The organism is Cupriavidus sp. FW305-3-2-15-C-LB2 (assembly GCF_058787575.1).
In genome coordinates this window covers 119,145-134,499 of sequence record NZ_JBYSZW010000001.1, presented here as the reverse complement: position 1 = coordinate 134,499, position 15,355 = coordinate 119,145, and the positions used below count along the sequence as shown (strand labels likewise).

General features: G+C 62.0%; 18 protein-coding genes. 8 read left to right on the top strand and 10 right to left on the bottom strand.

Features of this window, described 5'->3' with window-relative positions:
* Positions 1-11: 11 nt before the first annotated feature.
* The gene (locus AC3WRR_RS00720; RefSeq protein ID WP_492295664.1) at positions 12-1,220 is read right to left on the bottom strand and encodes a hypothetical protein; all 1,209 of its coding nucleotides are present in this window, start codon (positions 1,218-1,220) and stop codon (positions 12-14) included.
* 640 nt (positions 1,221-1,860) lie between these two features.
* On the opposite strand from AC3WRR_RS00720, the gene AC3WRR_RS00715 reads away from it, so the two are divergent.
* The 6 genes from AC3WRR_RS00715 (at position 1,861) to AC3WRR_RS00690 (ending at position 5,668) form a co-directional block, all read left to right on the top strand.
* On the top strand, positions 1,861-2,166 hold the full coding sequence (locus AC3WRR_RS00715; protein ID WP_492295663.1) for a hypothetical protein: 306 nt from the start codon (positions 1,861-1,863) through the stop codon (positions 2,164-2,166).
* A 97-nt stretch (positions 2,167-2,263) separates the two neighbouring features.
* Complete coding sequence (locus AC3WRR_RS00710; RefSeq protein WP_492295661.1) at positions 2,264-2,692, top strand: hypothetical protein; 429 nt, start codon at positions 2,264-2,266, stop codon at positions 2,690-2,692.
* 3 nt (positions 2,693-2,695) lie between these two features.
* Positions 2,696-3,487: a hypothetical protein gene (locus tag AC3WRR_RS00705; protein WP_492295659.1), complete on the top strand. Its 792-nt coding sequence runs from the start codon at positions 2,696-2,698 to the stop codon at positions 3,485-3,487.
* 12 nt (positions 3,488-3,499) lie between these two features.
* Positions 3,500-4,072 (top strand): single-stranded DNA-binding protein, encoded by a 573-nt coding sequence (locus tag AC3WRR_RS00700; RefSeq protein ID WP_492295657.1) that lies wholly within the window; start codon positions 3,500-3,502, stop codon positions 4,070-4,072.
* A 212-nt stretch (positions 4,073-4,284) separates the two neighbouring features.
* On the top strand, positions 4,285-5,358 hold the full coding sequence (locus AC3WRR_RS00695) for a DUF7146 domain-containing protein (RefSeq protein WP_492295655.1): 1,074 nt from the start codon (positions 4,285-4,287) through the stop codon (positions 5,356-5,358).
* A gap of 100 nt (positions 5,359-5,458) precedes the next feature.
* Entirely contained in the window at positions 5,459-5,668 is a 210-nt protein-coding gene (locus AC3WRR_RS00690) for a hypothetical protein (RefSeq protein ID WP_492295654.1), read from the top strand.
* 71 nt (positions 5,669-5,739) lie between these two features.
* Here the strand turns inward: AC3WRR_RS00690 and AC3WRR_RS00685 are convergent, their stop codons facing one another.
* Together AC3WRR_RS00685 and AC3WRR_RS00680 are read right to left on the bottom strand one after the other, a co-directional pair.
* A complete protein-coding gene (locus AC3WRR_RS00685) occupies positions 5,740-5,865 on the bottom strand; it encodes a hypothetical protein (RefSeq protein WP_272871751.1) in 126 nt (41 codons plus the stop codon).
* Between the two features lie 553 nt (positions 5,866-6,418).
* The gene (locus AC3WRR_RS00680; protein WP_492295652.1) at positions 6,419-7,420 is read right to left on the bottom strand and encodes a PRTRC system protein D; all 1,002 of its coding nucleotides are present in this window, start codon (positions 7,418-7,420) and stop codon (positions 6,419-6,421) included.
* 1,071 nt (positions 7,421-8,491) lie between these two features.
* On the opposite strand from AC3WRR_RS00680, the gene AC3WRR_RS00675 reads away from it, so the two are divergent.
* Complete coding sequence (locus AC3WRR_RS00675) at positions 8,492-9,622, top strand: integrase domain-containing protein (protein WP_492295650.1); 1,131 nt, start codon at positions 8,492-8,494, stop codon at positions 9,620-9,622.
* Positions 9,623-9,627: 5 nt separating this feature from the next.
* Positions 9,628-10,278: a hypothetical protein gene (locus AC3WRR_RS00670; protein WP_492295649.1), complete on the top strand. Its 651-nt coding sequence runs from the start codon at positions 9,628-9,630 to the stop codon at positions 10,276-10,278.
* A 31-nt stretch (positions 10,279-10,309) separates the two neighbouring features.
* Here AC3WRR_RS00670 and AC3WRR_RS00665 read toward each other — a convergent pair whose 3' ends face one another.
* The 7 genes from AC3WRR_RS00665 to AC3WRR_RS00635 form a co-directional block, all read right to left on the bottom strand.
* Positions 10,310-11,224, bottom strand: a complete 915-nt coding sequence (locus tag AC3WRR_RS00665; RefSeq protein WP_492295647.1) for a DNA/RNA non-specific endonuclease — start codon at positions 11,222-11,224, stop codon at positions 10,310-10,312.
* 50 nt (positions 11,225-11,274) lie between these two features.
* The gene (locus tag AC3WRR_RS00660; protein ID WP_492295645.1) at positions 11,275-11,865 is read right to left on the bottom strand and encodes a hypothetical protein; all 591 of its coding nucleotides are present in this window, start codon (positions 11,863-11,865) and stop codon (positions 11,275-11,277) included.
* Between the two features lie 57 nt (positions 11,866-11,922).
* Complete coding sequence (locus AC3WRR_RS00655; protein WP_492295643.1) at positions 11,923-12,192, bottom strand: hypothetical protein; 270 nt, start codon at positions 12,190-12,192, stop codon at positions 11,923-11,925.
* 39 nt (positions 12,193-12,231) lie between these two features.
* A complete protein-coding gene (locus AC3WRR_RS00650) occupies positions 12,232-13,263 on the bottom strand; it encodes a phage Gp37/Gp68 family protein (RefSeq protein ID WP_492295642.1) in 1,032 nt (343 codons plus the stop codon).
* Entirely contained in the window at positions 13,260-13,559 is a 300-nt protein-coding gene (locus AC3WRR_RS00645) for a hypothetical protein (RefSeq protein ID WP_492295640.1), read from the bottom strand. Before AC3WRR_RS00645 ends, AC3WRR_RS00650 begins: the two co-directional genes overlap by 4 nt.
* 135 nt (positions 13,560-13,694) lie before the next feature.
* Positions 13,695-14,123 carry a DNA translocase FtsK gene (locus tag AC3WRR_RS00640; protein ID WP_492295639.1) on the bottom strand — a complete coding sequence of 143 codons (429 nt, stop codon included), beginning with the start codon at positions 14,121-14,123 and terminating at the stop codon, positions 13,695-13,697.
* Complete coding sequence (locus AC3WRR_RS00635; protein WP_492295637.1) at positions 14,113-15,354, bottom strand: DUF1173 family protein; 1,242 nt, start codon at positions 15,352-15,354, stop codon at positions 14,113-14,115. Before AC3WRR_RS00635 ends, AC3WRR_RS00640 begins: the two co-directional genes overlap by 11 nt.
* Position 15,355 lies beyond the last annotated feature (1 nt).

Here is a 15,355-nt window from a genome sequence, read left to right as displayed (position 1 = left end):
GGTCGTTGCTCCTACTTTGCTTTGATGGCCGAGCGAATTTCGGATTGGAGACGGCCGACGATGCCGTCGAGGACTGTCAGGGTCGGGCGGAACTCGGATATGTCGCCAGCCATCTGCACAGTCAGCTGGGCCGACGCAAAGCTCGACACGGCCTGTCGAAACGCCTCTACTAGCTTCGCCAGGTCGTCATGGGCCCGCGCTCGTTTATCCAGGACCGCGGTACGCTCGGCGATCTCTTCCTCAATCCTCTGACGCTGTGAAATGACGTTGTCTAGTTCGGTCCTGGCAGACGCTAGCTCTGCGTTCTTGGCTGCCAATGCGTCTTCCAACGTGGCATAGCCTGGCGGAACGACCGGCACTTCGATAGATTCAGGGCGGACGTTGTCCTTCGCAAAGGTGATGCGTTCCTGCAGTTCGCGCTTCTCCCGCTCCAGGTCGGCAACTTGCATCCCGAGCGCGCTGTAACTCGAGTTTTGCCTGGTCATCTCTTCCCGCAACTGGGTAAGGGTTAGCCGGTCCGTGTCGCGTTCGGCTGTCAAGCGGGACAGCTCTGTGTTGAGTCGACGAATTTCGTGATCCTTGTCCGCATTCTCGTTGATGGTGCTCGCCAGCTCCGCTGTGGCGACGTCGAGCTTGGACTGGACATCGAGGACTTCTTCCTGTTTGCGTCGCAGTCGCTCGACGAACTCGCGAATGTCCTTGCGTCGATACTCGGGATCGTTTTCTTTGAACTCGATGACTGCGTCGATTTCCTCGGCGGTGTAGTCACTACGACGAAGGATCATCAGCTCACCGATGCTCAGCTTCGTGAGCGCGCCGTTGTGTTGCAGGAAGCGCCGGTACAGGTTTAGCTGCAAATGTGCCTGGCTGCGTGTCAGGTGAAGGACTTCTTCCGCGATCGTATAAAACATCTCCAACGCACGAGTCCGTGCGACTCTTGTGTCGCCATACGTGGCGATTGCAATGTCCATGGTGTGGTCGTGCATCTGTTGGAGGTCTGCGCCTTGATCGCGCAGCAGCCGTTCAATCTTGTCCCTTGTGCGCTGAAGGTTGCGCACACATTGCAGCAGGCGGCTGAACGCGTCTTCGTTCACCGGTGCGCCGCCGAGCGCGCTGCGCAGTGCCAATTCGGTACGTGATGCCTCCGGTTGCAAGGGGAAGTTGACGATCTCGGCTTGTACGGCAAGATCTTCTTTGGGCTTGTCTTTTTTTTGCGGCATGTTTGCTCTCGGAAATGGACCCTGACAACCAGCGTAGCGACCCAATAACGTTGTCAAGTGAACCTCGTGGAGATTACGAAACGAGACAGCGGCGTTGCTCGAGGAAAGCGCTTCTTTTAGGGGTGGCTTTCGTCGGAAGGGGTAGAAAGCAGGTTGCTTATGCAGCCCTTATCGACCTCAAAGTCGGTCAAATGTAGGGGTTTACCCCTAACGTAAGGGGTCGAATTAGAAAACGCTAACAACAGAAATAAGAGGCGCTAATATCGCCAGTTCCGGCGGTAGGCGGTGACGCGCGGGTTCGAAATCGGCAGGCGGAACCAAAGGAATGAGCATGCTCAGGCCTGATTCCCAGAAAGCGAGGTGTTTTTGTTGGGCTTTCCGCGTGTTGTCGACAGCAGAGTCAAATTAGGATCGAGGAGAACTCAGCGTCCTCGACGCATCGACATGAGCCCAGTCCTACCTGGCGCTCGATTTCAGCAGTCGCTCATCCACGTCAGCGTGCTTCCGCCATGCGCTACCGCATGACGCAAGTACGTTGAAGCGCTGCAGCTTCCCTCCAGAGATTCCTTGCTCGGCAGAGCATCGAATAATCGCCTGGCATCCGCCAGGAATTCCCTTCTTTTGTTTCTGGAGAGAAACCGTGGAATCCTTTGTCACGAACCTCATCAAGCGTCCGTTCCAACTCCTCATGTTCTGCATGGTGCTGTATGTGGCCTCGCAGTCGTTCATCGTCGGTGCCTTTGTGACCGTCGTCGGACTTTCGTTTCTGTATCACAGAGGTGTTGCCTGGACCAAAGCCATTCCTGCAGCGCCGAAGGTTTCGACGCCGGACGACATGTCCAGGTCGAAGCCGGATGTTGAGCAGATGGCGGAGCCCGAGCGGCAGTACGAGCGCTCGGCTGTGGTAACACCGATTCGTCGGACTGGAACACACGACCGTTCCTGATCCCAAGCCGCCCCTATGGGCGGCGCTTTTCACCTGTCGCGGGTATCCGATACCCGCCGGCAGGTGGGTCTTTCGGGTGCCCTTCCCGGAGACCATCATGGAAACAACAACCGCCGGATGGCAGCTGGACTTCTTTGGTGAAGCAGCCGCCATCGTGGTGCCACCTCCCAAGCTCGACCCCTTGCCCGACCCGTCTCTCTGGAGCGAGACCGTGCGAGAAAAGATGGTCGACGCCCTGATAAGCCTGGCCTGCGATAGCAGGCGGGGCGACAACATGCCGGAGTCCCTGATCGATTGCGCCGAGATGCTGCGTGCCCGCATGCGCAACCGCACCCTCGACGTCGAGGACTACTCCATGACGCTGGGCTGGATCTTTGGATACTGGAACGGCGCACTGCCCTATGCCTACGTCTGTGCTGTCTCGGGGGTTGATCCCGAGACGCTGCAAGACGTGATTCTCAACCATCGCCGATTGCGCGAGGACCTGGAAGCGGTCCGTCGTCAGTGCTGCGGCTCACTTCTTTGATCAATGACTTGGCTCAATCTCATCAAGCGTGTGGCCGGTGCGCTGAGCGCCGAGCGGCGACCTGACAACATCGATCTGATTCCTGTTGGGAAAGGCGATCCGAATGAACGGCAGTTCTATGTTCACGGCGTCCCCCATCTTCTCCGGAGGGAAGCCGATCGCGTGGTTCACTTCGTTGGCGTCTTCGAACACCGCCTTCAACGCACCCAGTTTGGCGACAAGCTGCTGCCCGAGGTTTTTCCGCGTTGGAAGAAGGTCAGTGAACACTTGCATGCGTCGCTGGAGCAAGTGGCTGTGAAAGTCATTCAGGAAGGCGTTCAGCACGATGCACCGCGGCCTTCGCAATCTGGTGACGGCGCGGAGATACGCCGCCGCGAGCGCCCAACGGCTTCGGCGCGTGACCCGGAGCGTTCTGTTCGGCAGGACGGGGCGGCCACCCGCACGGGGAATGTTGCCTCCGACCAGGCCTCGTCCTCGGTTTACACCGTAGGCGAGCTGCTCGAGTGGGGCGAAATGACGTTCCCCAACCGCAAGCCAGGCGGGCCTCGCACTTATTCGTCGTTCGCTTTAAAGCTGGCCACGACCACCGGCGAGAAGATCCTCCAGGGCGAAGGCCTGAAGGATGCGCTGGCCGATGCAGGCTGCAAGCTTGGGGACCGGATTGCCGTCAAGAGACTGCACCGGGAAAAAGTGCCGGCCTTCGACAAGAAGAGCGGCTCCCCCATCATGGACCGCACGACCGGAGAACAGAAGCTCTGGGACCGTTGGGTCTGGAATATTCACCTCGTACATTGAATCGGAAGGATCATGGCATCCGTAAACAAGGTCATTCTCGTTGGCAACCTGGGTGCAGACCCGGATACTCGCTACATGCCCAGCGGCGACGCCGTCACCAACCTGCGCCTCGCCACCACCGACCGCTACAAGGACAAGCAGTCGGGCGAGATGAAGGAAGCTACCGAATGGCATCGTGTGGCGATGTTCGGCAAGCTGGCTGAGATTGCCGCCCAGTACCTGCGCAAGGGTTCGTCGGTCTATATCGAGGGTCGCATCCGCACCCGCAAGTGGCAGGATCAATCCGGCCAGGACAAGTACTCCACCGAGATCGTTGCAGACCAGATGCAGATGCTTGGCGGCCGGAGTGGTGGCGGTGCTGATGACGGTTCGCCCGGCGAAGGCTACAGTCACGATGGCTCACAAAGCAGCTCCGGCGGCAGCACGGGACGTGGTACTGGGCAACGCGCTGCGCCAGAAGGGCAGCGCAGGACGGCTCAGCCACCCGCACAGTCCGGTGGCGGCTTCTCCGACCTCGACAACGACATCCCCTTCCAGCAGCCCGCAGCCCTGGACGGCATTCCCTTTCGGTATGACGGCGCCTGATGTAGTGCGCCCGTCGGTCAGCTGAAACTCTTCTTCACAACTGCGATCGCTTCGGCGGTCGCAGTTGTCCTCTCCCGGTAGTCCTGCCGGCTTCCTTCCCCACAAAGCGCCATGCTGAAAAGACCTTCTGGCCAACGCCGGGATGTCCTTTGAGCAAGCGTCTTATCGCCTGTCTCAGGCATCGACCCATCCTCCCATCACGGAGCCATCCCATGAAACAACTGAGTGACATTGTGAGAAGCTGGACGCCCGCTCAATGGGAAGGTCTGCTGAAGCGGTATCTGCCAGCTGAAGTCCTGACGGACAGCTTCTGGCACGGACGCCCTGGTCGTTGCCCCCTCTGTGGTGGCCATGACCGTTTTACCTTTGACAACAAGCGCGGTCGCGGCGACTGGGTGTGCCGCAAGTGCAATGCGGGCAGTCCGAAGGCCGGCGACGGTTTGGAGCTTGTACGCTGCTTCACGGGCTTGACGTACCGGCAACTGCTGCTTGAACTCAACGGAGACGGATCCATTCCAATTGAACCTGTACCCGCTCGGGCTCCAGCCCCACGTCGCAAGGTCAACGACCCGGCCGCCAAGATGCGCCGCATCGTCAAGAAGTGGAACGCCGCGGCTGAGCTGACACCTGGCGATCACGCCATGCGGTACCTCGCTTCACGCGTGCCCGGGTTGCATGCTCCACGTCCCAGCGCGCTGCGTCTTGCCGAGCAGGACTACTGGCATGACGGTCAGATCATTGGTCGTTATCCAACCATCCTTGCGAAGTTCACGCTGCCAGATGGACGTATGGCGACGGTGCACCGTACCTCGTTGGACCCTGCGGTGCCTGCCAAAGCGTTGATTATCGCGGAGGACGGTGAAATCCTGCCGCCTAAGCGCAACGACGTGTCGGCTCTGCCATTGTCCGGTGGCGCGGTGCGTCTGATGTCGCCGCGCGCCGGCGAAGTTGGCGTGGCCGAAGGGCTGGAGAATGCGTATGCCGCCTACATGCAGTTTGGCGTGCCGACGTGGAATTGTCTGAATCGCGTGTTGCTCAGCCAGTTCGAGGTACCACCCGACCTGGGCATCCACACGGTTCACATCTTCGCGGATTTCGACCCGATTGACCCAACGACCGGTAAGTCTCCGGGCATGGCCGACGCATTAACGCTCCAGAAGCGTTTGCGCACTGCAGGGCTACGTGCTGTGTTGCATCGCCCCAAGATCCGGGGCACGGACTTCTGCGATCAGTGGCGCACCGAATACCAGCTGCGCCTTATGTCCCGTCAGGCGGTAGCAGCCTGACCTAACCGCCACCTCATGGTGGCGCCATATTCAACCTCTGCCCTGTGGGTTCTTCCCGCAGGGGGAGCACTCCGTGGCAGGCTCTCTCAGGAGATTGACAATGCCACAGAAGGGATTCACAGCCATCGTCAACAAGCTGCATATCCACGCGATGCGCAGCTCGGCCGCGACGGAAGTCAAGGCCGGCCAGTCGGAAGCGCAATTCTTTGATGTGTACCGCCGAGAGCCGTCGGGGAGCATGACGTTCCTCGACCGGATGCCATCCTTCGATTCGGCCCTGGACTACTGCCTTGCCCCGACGCTTCATTGAAGCGCGCCAACCCTTAAACAAAATGCCCAGCGATCGCTGGGCATTTTTTTTTGTCCGCGTGGAACGGTGAGTCAGCGCCGCTTGCGGGCCTTGACGCCGTTGTAGACCACCAGGAGCGCTTCCAGCACGCACCAGCCGATGAGGACTGTGAACACAAAGCGGTTGATGCCGTGAGTGGTGGACAGGTATTCGAACATGGTCTGTTTCCTACTAGTTGTTGTCGTCAAGATAAGGTTGCCATCAAAAGTGGCCCTGTCAAGCTCCGGTCGGCAAGGGAATTCTACTAGCCGAAGCGCGCCATGGCCTCGTTAAGGGCGCCGAGGTCAAGCCCCGCAAGGGGATCCGCGCCAGTGGTTGGGGCCGGTGCCAGCGCGGGCACCGAGGTCGGCGCGGGGCTTGGCGCCGCTCGCGGTGGTGGTTTAGCGGAAGGGGATTCGACAGGGGCGCTCAACCTAACCGGCCTGTCGGGCTGCGCCTCCACCTGAGCTACCGGTGCCCGGTCGGGGCGATCCAGCGTCCGGGGGCCGGGCGCTACAGGTGCAACGGTAGGTGTGAGCGCTGCCGATGGCGGGCGCAACAGTGCGTCTGGTCCAGCGCTCAGCACCAGCTGCAGCCCGCGCTGCGCGAGCAGCTTGAGCATGAATGCCCGCTCCCGGGCCCCGGTGTACTGCTGCAGGTAAGCAAGCAGGTCCGGAGCCGAGTCGGCGGACAGCGTCACAGTCATCTGTAGCTTGTCCATAACCGGAGTCCTCAGGCCGCCTTGGCGACTTGCCTGGCGGAACCGATGGAGAAGAAGCCGCGGACGTTGGCGAAGCAGGGGGCGTCCATAATGTGGATCACATTCTGCGGGAACGCGGCGCGGATCGTCGGTGCATAGAGCTGGGCGCCGCCACCAGTCAGGATGATGGCCCGGATGTCCTCAGTGCGACCGACGCGAGCCTGGATTTCCTTGACCGGCTGGTGGGTCACGGCCATCGCCTCGGCGAGGAAGGGCGAGAGGTCGAGATCGTGCCCGTAGAACACCATCGGCTTTGCGTCCCGGATAGCCTTGTCGATGCGTTCGATGCTGTCGGTGGGCTGTCCACGGTCAGCAGAGATCAGGCTCGCCACCTGCTGGTAGATCCGGGCTGCGCCGCCCGGCGCGCCACCGCTGCGAGTGTCGTCCATGGTGTAGCCGCGCGCAACGACCCAGTCGGTCGTGAAGTAGCCGACATCGATGACCAGGTAGGCGTTGTCCGGATCGTACTTGTTCCCGCTTTGCTGGATATAGGTGATCAGCGTGCCCAGCGGCTGCGGTAGCGGCAGCACGCTGTTGATCTGAACGTTCCCCCAACCAAAGTCGTGCGTGCCGGTGAAGCGGTCCTTGAGGAACGAAGCGTACTTGTGGGTATTGTGCACCGGCAGACCGAGCACCAGGCGGTCCACTTCGGACGCGTTGGCGTAATGCAGCGAGCCGGCGAGCAGGGCGGCATAGTTCGGCGTCGTGACATAGTCTTCGGACAGTGAGCGGCCGGTATTGACGTGAGCGGCGCTTAGCGAAACATCGGGCCCGACCTCATACCGCGCGCCGTCGATCTCGACGTTCACGACGTTACGTGCCCGGAACATGCCGCCGGCGTGCGCAGTAAGTGAGGAAGTGGCAGCAATCGGCGCCAGCGAGGGGAACATGTTGGTCGCGATTTCCGAACCGAGGGGGAAGGCGGACTTGGTGTTGCCGTAGCCAACGTCGATAGCGACGGTCGAGATCTTCATTTGTTTTTCTCCTGGAGGAATCAGTGATGGATGGCTACGATGTGCCCCAAGTCCCTCAAAGTCCCAGTAAGTGGCACTTCCTACCCCGATCAGGGAGATGCCCTGACTTGGGCGACTCAAGTGCCATTGACTGCCAGCAGTTTGGACGGATCATCTGGCACTTGCTGGGACTTGATCGGTTCCGCTTCGAGCAACCAGGACTCAGTGGCACATCGACATAGCTCACTCTACCCTCGGCAAATCAAAGTCAAGTCGCCAAAATCTCCCGAATTTGCCCGCTCAAACATTGCAAGGTGTTAGGGCGCTGGTTTATTCTTCGAGAACCTACCGCGTCCCCGACGCATCGACCTAGCCGCCAGTTGCGCGGCATACCGCTATCCCCTACCTTGGTTCCAAGGCTCAGTGGCGATACCTGTCCAGGCCGCAAAATGAAGCGGCATTTTTTTCAATCGGCTCAAGTAAATACTGGCCAACACTGAGGACACCGGACACCGCGATACCAATTGGCTTTGCGGGTGGTTTGGGAGAATTGGTCGCACTGAGGACATGTGTAAAGCGGACACTCCGGACACATTTGGCCCTCCATCCACCCTACACGCCCAGCAGCTATCAGCGGGGTAAGCGAACACTGGAACCCGATACACCGCGGTTCAGATGTCGCTACCTGACGGGCGGGACGTCGATTGCAGCGAGCAATCGGACGATCTGGAACCATGACGAACGGTGTGCGCGACCGTAGACGAACAGCGCAACAAGAGTTACGCGGGCGGCGTAGTACGGAGAATGCTCCGCACTGCGTTCATGCCGGGGTGCGATTCCCCTGGCAACCGGGTAGCCCAGCGGGGATTCTCAGCGCGAATGCGCATGGGAAGGACCTGCCGGGACAGTCATGCACGTTTCTTCCGCGTGAGGGCTGACCAGCCAATGGATCGCTAAAGGTCGGGAAGGCAGGACCATCGCCGATGGCTAAACGGCAAAGCAAGGCGACAACGCAACAGCGAAAGGTGGGCTACGGGGAGCACACCGCTGCGTGCGACGCCAGTCGTGGTAACAAACCGTGGGAAAAAGGAAATGCGACAGGCAGCGGTATTCGACATACGCGGTCTGCTGAATCGGTACGGCTTGCCGACCAGGATGAAGGCCGAACTGGAGCAGGTCTTGGTCGATAACCTGAAGAGGATTCTCAGTCAGACGCGGGTCAGCCTGAAAAGCGCGTCGATCAAGACGCAGGAGCGGCGCATGTACACCGTGTGTCGCTCCCTGGTCGAGCTGCGTGAGCTCGGGTTCATGATCGAAAGCCCGTATTCGCTCCGACACAAGCACATTCAGGCCCTGGTGGATAAGTGGGTGTCTGGTGCACAGACCGCTGGAACGATCGAAAACAAGCTTAGCCATCTGAAGGCATTCTGCCAGTGGATCGGAAAGCACCACCTTGTTCGGCCGTTGGGCGAGTACACGGACCGGGCCGCAAACGGCCTGATGCGGTGGTATGTCACCACGCAGGACAAGTCCTGGGAGGGGAATGGCGTCGATCCGGCCGAGTTGATCGCGCGGATCGCCGAAGAGCATCCTCGCGTAGCCGTGCAATTGAAGCTTCAGGCGGCGTTTGGGCTGCGAATCGAAGAGAGCTTCTCGCTCAAAATTCTGGGTGCGCTCAAGAACATGGATACGCTGCGCGTGGTCGATGGCACCAAAGGTGGACGAAAGCGTGAGGTGCCGGTACGGATGCAGTTGGATGTCCTCGAGGAAGCTGCGCGCCTGGTTGATCCCGTTAGCGGGTCTACTACCCCATCGACGTACTCGATAGCGCGCTGGCGCAGCCACTACAACTCGGTGATGCGCAAGTATGGCATCTGCAAGAGTGGGCTCGGTGTGACAAGTCACGGACTTCGCCACGGGTGGATGCAGACGCTATACGAGGAAATGACCGGCGTACCGGCACCTGTCAGGGGCGGCGAGGAGCCGGATCTTGAAACCTATCGTCAAGCGATTCAGGAGGTTGTCCTGGCTGCGGGGCACAGTAAGCCATCCAAGAGCGGGGCTTACCTTTCCACACCGAGCGCGATGGCCCGTATGGAAAAGCCTGTGGTAAGCCGGGAGCGCGCGATGGAAGTGCTTGGGGCGCTGGGAGGGAACAAGGCGCAAGCCGCGCGCGAGTTGGGCATCTCACGCCAACGCTTGTATCGACTACTTGAAGGGTGATGGAGATGGACGCAAAAGTGTTTGAAGACCGGATTTATTCGATGGCCGAGGTGGCGACAATTATGGAGTACGGGATGTCCCCAGAGGCCCTCAGCAGCTGGCCTTGGGTTGACTTGCCCGATTATGTGGTTGCCGAAGCCAGGGATCGGGTAGCGTTGCCTGATTCGGGGCCGTTTGAACAGGAGGAGCTGGAAAGCGTGCTGCGCCGACGGCGCGGCCTGCGCATGGAGTGGGGCGTTGTGGTGGCCGAGGTGGTAGCTTCGCTCGAGTCGGAAGGCTCCTCAGTAGTAGAGGTCGCTGCATATTTGAATGAGGACCCATACCTTGAGTTGCCGCACCTTGGATTCGGAGCGCAATCTGCAGGTATCTATTTGAGCGATTTGGTCTGCGCGGCCCTGGAAGGGAACCCCGATCGAGCGATTTTCGAGGCCGGCCTTTCATGGGCGGACAATGATGCAACCGGGCAAGTCTTCTCAATGATCGGGTTCAGCGAGCCAGGCGAAGAGCTCAATTTATCGGAGTTGGGTCGCCGCTTGGGGCGCTGGCTACTGGGAAGCAATGTGCCAGCATTGGTGGCCGCCTGCCAGCAAACGGAGTTTCTCGCTTCCCTGGACGATGATCTCAGCCTGCCAATTACACGCATGGTCGTTTGTTGAGGCCATGAGGCGGCCGGTGCAAAGGTCGCTGTTATCGTGCGTAGGCCGCCGCGAGCGCCATCATCGTGCTCGCCGTGCGAGCGAGCTTTTGCAGAGGCACTGTCGCCGGCAACGCAGTGGCCGCCTCGGCGCTGGCCAGCCACGCGAAAGACACCTTCCTTGCCGCGCGCTCGCCGGGGTACGGCGTGGGCGGCGGCAACTCCATAGCGGTCAAGCGCATGGATTCGGGCAGGGTCGGGAACGGATCCACGCCGACAAAATGAGCCAACTCGCCGATGCTCACGACGCTGTAGACCGGGGTCGCGTCGTTTCGCGCGATGTAGGCGGCGGCGCCCATGCCCGGCACATAGATGGCCTTCCAGACAAAGTCCGGGACACGGATGCGGCCTCGCAGCGTGCCGGCGTCCCGAATGAATGCCGGCCCGGTAACGACGTAGGCGGCGCCGACCTTGCGTACCAGGCGCCGAGTCGATGTCTCGAGGTGGCTCCACGTCCGGCGGTTGGAGAAGGGGTGCTGCGGGATGATGTTTGCGAGGCTGAAGCTTTCCGCCTGCGATTCCTTGTCGCCGAAATCGCCGCTGGGCGCGAGGTGTCCCCGATCGAATCCGGCGCCGCGCCCGTAGTCGTTCAGACTGGCTCGCTCGTTGCGGGGAAGCCTCGGCTCCTCGTAGAAGTCGCTGTCGCGCGGCAGTTCACGGGCCGCTTCCACTGCCGCCCGGGTCAAATGTTCCGCCGACCAGACGGCCGTGCGCGTCCTAGCGGAATGCAGGACTGCATAGGCGCGGTAGCAGAGGAGGCGGTTGTCGGCATTCCTGGCGATCGCAGGGGCGCGGCCGTCAGCGAAGACCTGCGGGCATGCGGAAGGCGATGGCTCCCTGGCGCTCGCCTCCGCGGCGGAGAAGCACAGGATGAGAGCCAGGGCGGAAGCGGATAGGGTGCGCAGCATGGAATGTTCCGGAGCAGTCGAGATTCCAGCTTGCCGCAACGAGCGGGAAGTCAAGGTTCGGCGCTATCCGGCAGACTGTCCACGGCGCGCGCGACAAATTCCTCCAGGATGGGGAAGGGCCATGGATCGTCTTCTTTGGCTTCCTCTGCAATCGCGGCGGCCAGTGCCGGAACGTGGTCGAATCTGACCATTGGCGCGCCATCTATATAGATGACCTTGGAGCGGCGCACCAGCTTGCGGTACCGGCCGGCATCTTCCAGCACGGTTTCGGGCGGGGAGACGTGCTTGAAATCGACGCCTGGCCGTGCCAGCGCCGCGGCCATGGCCGCGAATTTCGGCCCGTTCGACGTCCAGTCCCCTGTGGTGGATGCGAGCAGGTTCAGGAAATAGGGGATATCTGAGGCGGTCAGTTCCCGCCGGGCAAGTATGGAGATGGTTTGCTCGTCGGCAGGCCGGTGTTCCACACGGGTATTCCAGATGGCGCGCAGTTGCGCGAAGGCCGTGTCGCTGTCGGTGGATTCGAGGCGAACCGGAGGGGTCGAGATGCCGCATTCCTCGCAGACGACGACGGCCTGCAGGCGGCCGGCGATGAATAGGGGGGCGCCATCACAGTGGGCGCAGTTCAGCAGGCCGGTTGGCATGGCGGGATCCGGGGTGGAAAAGCCCGAATTATGCCCTGCGCCGCCACCCGGCCGTCATCAAAGCTCGTCGGGCTGCTCGAATACCGGCTCGTTGATCGCCAGGTAGCGCGTGGAGGTGGTCAGCAAGCCGCGGCGGGCCGTGCCCTGGAAGCCCTGAAGCATTTCGCCGTGCTCGCGAAGGGCGCGGCCGATTTGCCAGAATTCATTGAGCCAGTGGCCCGGCTCGGCCATAGGCCCTCCCAGCCTGCCGGTGGCGATCGCGCCCCGGATCGCAAGGACGGTCTCCGGCTCGGGGTACTCGGATGGGTCGTTGTCAAAATGCTGCATTGCTTCCTTGGTTGAGTGCAATATAAATAGGCGGCCGCGTCAGGCGGTCTCCTTGTAAAGGACCTGCCGACAGGCTTGGGCGATATCGGCGCTGCTGATCGGGAAATCATCGTGCTGCACGCCGTCGAGTAGGCGGCCGGCTTGACGCTTGCCCGCGCGGTGGACCATGGACCAGCCATCAGCGCTGGAGGCGCCGGCCGGATAACCGGCTGCGGTGAATCCACCGTTCACCACGCGGCCGTCGCGTGCCACTGCCGCAGTCTCGTAGCGGCCAGCCCCGAAATCGCCGGAGCCTGGGACCCATTCGCCGTGCTGCTTGAAGAGGAACGGCACACCCGCTGCTGCGCACTGGTCTCGCAGCGAACGAGGCCAGTCCGGATGCATTGGGCGCGCTCCGGAGCCGCTCTCTCCACCCACGATGATCCAGTCGATCGAGGGGTCGGATGTGGAGAACACGTCGACGGGGCCCAGGAGCGGCTCGATGGATAGAAACCGGACGCTTGCAGGCACGCGCAATAGCTTCTGGATATCGCGGTCAGCCTCGACCTGGTTGACCACGGTGGCGCCGAGCCATATGTCGACGGAAGCGTGACCTTCCAGCCAGCGGGCGAGCCACTGCACCGTCGTGCTGCTCTCGCGGCCGTCCCTAGTCGACATGAGGTAGTCCAGTGCTTGCTCAAGCCGACGCGTAGCGTTGCCGATCCGCTTCGTCACGACCAGCTTGTCGAGGTTCGGAGTCTGGCGCCAGACTTCGAGCACGTCGACGAACCATTCCAGCGGCACGGCGTTGTCGAACACGTCGGCCAGGCTCGCGCAGAAGACGCGTTGCCGGCGGCCATGGACGGCCGCAAACGCTGCATGACGGGCGTCCCACAGCAGCGGCTTGCGCCAGTTGGCTGCTGATGCGCGCCGCCGCGGCGCGCCGGGACCCCAGTTGATGGCGATCCCTCCGGCAAACCGGGCGTTGCGTGCCTCGGCGTAGCAGTGGTCGCAGCCCGGCCCGACCTTCTGGCAGCCTTCCCACGGATTCCAGGTGTGGTCTGCCCACTCGATACGGGTGTTATCGCTCATGCTGGAACGTCCTCGAACATGTCGATGGTTCTGGTGTCGCGGTCGGGTGGGCATTCCGCGGCTTGAAGCAGCAGGCCAATGGAAGCCGACCCGTCGCCACCGTACGGGGTATCGGACTCGGTCCAGCCGTCCTTGAGGTCGGCCGGTGCGCGCACGCGGCCGGCCAGGTCGTAGCGTGGCTCGGCGCAATCGCCCTCGATGTTCCGACGGTCGCGCCTGGCGACAGCTAGCGCCGCTTCGGGGTCGTCCGCCTGAATAACGGCGCGGTATACGAGTTCTACGTTGAAGAGGGGCATGATCGAATCTCCTCGCCTCGCGACGCCTTCCTGCAGGCGCTCGCGCTTGGGTTGCTTGAACTGGATGCGATCCAGCGTAGCGCGCACACGGGCAAGTCAAGGACGGGGAAGCCCGGCTTCGCCTTGGTCGGGCTCTCAGCACCCGGCCGAACTTGGCCTGAAGCACACGACGGGAAACTCGAACAGCGTCGCGCAGGCGCATGCGTCTCCGCAACGAGCGGAGACCTTCGCCTCTTCTGCAAGCCCATGTCGGATGGCGGCCGCGCGCAGCTGGTCTGCGTCGACACGATCCGTGGTGAGCGCGCTCAACACCTCCCGTGTGAAGCCGGTCAGGCGCGCCAGTTCCTCGCCAATGGGGCCGTGGATGTAGAGGTACAGGCCATTCTGCATCTTGCGAACCACCATCGTCTCGGTCGCCATCCGTTCCAGCAGTGCTTCCGCAGCACGCCAGCCGATCCGCAGATGGCGCTGGATGAGCGCGGTCGACGCCGCGCGGTGCTGGTGGACCAGCTCGACGGCCTGGTGGAACAGCTCGTCGGTGAGCGCTGCGGCGTCAGCCTTCATGGGCCACCTCCGGTCGCTGCGCCGCCCGCTGCGGCAACTGGACCGAGCCCAGGGCCTGGGTCGGCGCGTCCCACTCAACCACGGACAGGCCGGCGGCGCGGTAGTGCTCGCGCTTGGACGCCATCCTTGCGTCGTATTCGGGGTTGCCAGTGAGCCCAAGAACCTCGACGATGGCCTCCGCTGCCGTGTCCGTCAGCACGAAATCCGGGTGGACCGGTGCATGGCCGATGTGGCGCAGCGGCTTTCGGAAAGCGCGGCGCAGCGCGACCAGGTGGTCCGCCATGGCGACTTCATAGGTGGAGTCGCAGGGTAGGAATTGCGCGTTCGTCAGCATCGCCGCACCATTCACGATCGTGAGGTAGTTCCTGTCTGCCGGCTTCTCGACCAGCAGCATGGCCACACACCGCTGATTCGCCTGGCCGGCACCGGCCAGCGCCGGGCCATAGGAGCGCTGCAGGCGCTCATATAGCGCGCCGCTCATGAAGCACCGCAACTGCGTTTGCCGGAGGACGAACTTTGCTCCATATTGCGACGGCTCGTGCGACACAACCTCGGCGATCAGCAGGCCCCGCTGGCTGCCCGCTGCGGAGGGCGTGAGCCTCGCCAGCCAGGCATCCTGCTCTGCCAGGATCTCGGCTTTGCGCGAGGGATCCCATCGCGCCATGATATGGAGCGTCTTGTCGGCGGGCTGGTTGTTGATGCGGCAGTCCGCCAGTTCGGCACTCAGTTGGGACCAACAAGCGCTCCAGCCCCGTCCGCCGGCACCGGTCCAGAGGTTCAGACCTGCCTGTTCCCACGCGAATTCGAGGAACGCGAGCAGGCCTGCTGTACGGCGCTGCGGCTTCTTTGATTCGCCTTCGGGGTTGGATTTCACCGGCTTTGCCGGTGTGCGGCTGCTGATTTTGAGACTCGCGTCAAGCCGGACATCCAGCGCGCCGTTGCGGAAGCGGAACGGGTCTAGTTCGGTGCCGGTACTACCCTTGCCGGTATTGCGGCGCTGGAAGGGGCAGCTGTCGCCGTGCAATTGCGCCTGCTCCGGCCAACGGGCGAGCAGGAAGATCTCGCGGTGGCGGCGAATGACCAGCTTGGGTCGCGGCCGTCCGGCCGTGCAACCGCACTCGGCAAAGCCTTGGGTGGTCTTCGCGCGTTCCAAGAGGCGGGAATGCCGATCTGGGTTTTCCAACACATCGTCAAGTGGCAACTCGCTGTTGCCTACACGCACGGTGATCATG